Here is a 1,673-nt window from a genome sequence, read left to right on the forward strand (position 1 = left end):
TAGCCCAGTGCTTTCATGAGGGCGGCGCGTTGATCAACTGAAAAGTGCTCCCAGTCAACGATGATCGAGGTTCTTGAGGCCAAGTCGTCGTTGAACAAGGAGCACCTTCAAGGTGAAGAATATCGGGTTGTATCCGCGTGTCCAGACCGACACGGCGGCGTCGAAGATCGTGTCTCAGGCCGGAGCAGTTGCGTTGGTGGAGACGGTGCGGGCCGCTGGCTTGGATCGGGGCCTATCGCAGGCGTTGAGCAGGTGGCGCAGACCGCTGGCGCGGCATAATCCGGGCAAGATCGTGACTGATTTGGCGATCGCACTCGCGGTCGGCGGGGACTGCCTGGCCGACGTCGCGGTGCTGCGTGCCGAGCCTTCGGTGTTCGGGCCGGTGGCCTCGGACCCGACGGTGTCTCGGCTGGTCGATACCCTGGCCGCTGACGCGGACCGGGCGTTGAAGGCGATCGATGCCACGCGTGCCGCGGCCCGGGCACGGGTGTGGGCCACAGCCTGCGAGCACGCCCCGAACCACGGCGCCGACGTCGATCACCCGGTCGTCATCGACGTCGACGCGACGCTGATCACCGCGCATTCGGACAAGGAACTCGCGGCCCCGACCTTTAAGAAAGGCTTCGGGTTCCACCCGCTGCTGACCTTCGCAGATCACGGCGCTGCCGGGACGGGTGAACCGCTTTCCTTCGTGCTCAGAAAGGGAAACGCTGGCTCCAACACCGCCACGGATCACATCGCAGTACTCAAAGCAGCGTTCGCGCAACTCCCAGGCCACACACCTGGCCGGCGGCCGGGCAAGGCTGTGCTGGTCCGCGCCGACGGCGCCGGCGGCACCCATGAGCTGCTGTCCTGGCTCACCGCACAGCGGGCGCAGTACTCGGTTGGGTTCACCCTGCCCGACACCTTCGCCCACCAGCTTGCTTTGCTGGACAAGGCGAAACTCTGGCAGCCCGCCTACGACGGTGATGGCGAGATCCGCGACGGCGCATTCGTCGCCGAGGTCACCGGCCTGCTCAACCTGAGCTCGTGGCCGGCCGGCATGCGGGTGATCGTCCGCAAAGAACGACCCCACCCCGGCGCGCAGCTGCGGATCACCGACCACGACGGCAACAGGGTCACCGCCTTCGCCACCAACACCACCCGCGGCCAGCTCGCCGACCTCGAACTCCGACACCGACGCCGAGCCCGGTGCGAGGACCGCATCCGCGTCAGCAAGGACACCGGCCTGCGCAACCTCCCGCTGCACGACTTCAACCAGAACCGGATCTGGCTCGCGATCGTGGCCCTGGCCGTCGAGATCACCGCCTGGCTGCAGCTGCTCGCCTTCACCGACCACCCAGCCCGCCGCTGGGAACCCAAGCGACTACGCCTGCGCCTGTTCTCAATCGCCGCCCGGATCACCGACCACGGCCGAACCCGCCGCCTGCGCTTGGCCGCCCACGCGCCGTGGGCCCAGCTCCTCGCCGAAGCAATCGACCAGCTCCGGCTCATCCCAGCACCCAGCTGAACCCGGCCCCAACCGCCCCGACGAGCAGAAAGCAGACCGGCCCGTGGACCCGGCGCACCGAGCGACCTCGGCCACACCGTCACACCCAAGAGGCACAATCACACCTCACAGAGGCTGACGCCCCGAAACTCAACACCAACAGCCGCTCCATGAAACATCCGGG

At 67.3% G+C, this 1,673-nt stretch carries 1 protein-coding gene; it reads left to right on the forward strand.

What is annotated here, in order from left to right:
* Positions 1–112 precede the first annotated feature (112 nt).
* Positions 113–1,510 (forward strand): IS1380 family transposase, encoded by a 1,398-nt coding sequence (locus RM423_RS24625; protein ID WP_311425675.1) that lies wholly within the window; start codon positions 113–115, stop codon positions 1,508–1,510.
* Positions 1,511–1,673 lie beyond the last annotated feature (163 nt).

This window comes from Jatrophihabitans lederbergiae, from assembly GCF_031845305.1.
In the GTDB taxonomy this organism is placed as follows: domain Bacteria; phylum Actinomycetota; class Actinomycetes; order Mycobacteriales; family Jatrophihabitantaceae; genus Jatrophihabitans_A; species Jatrophihabitans_A lederbergiae.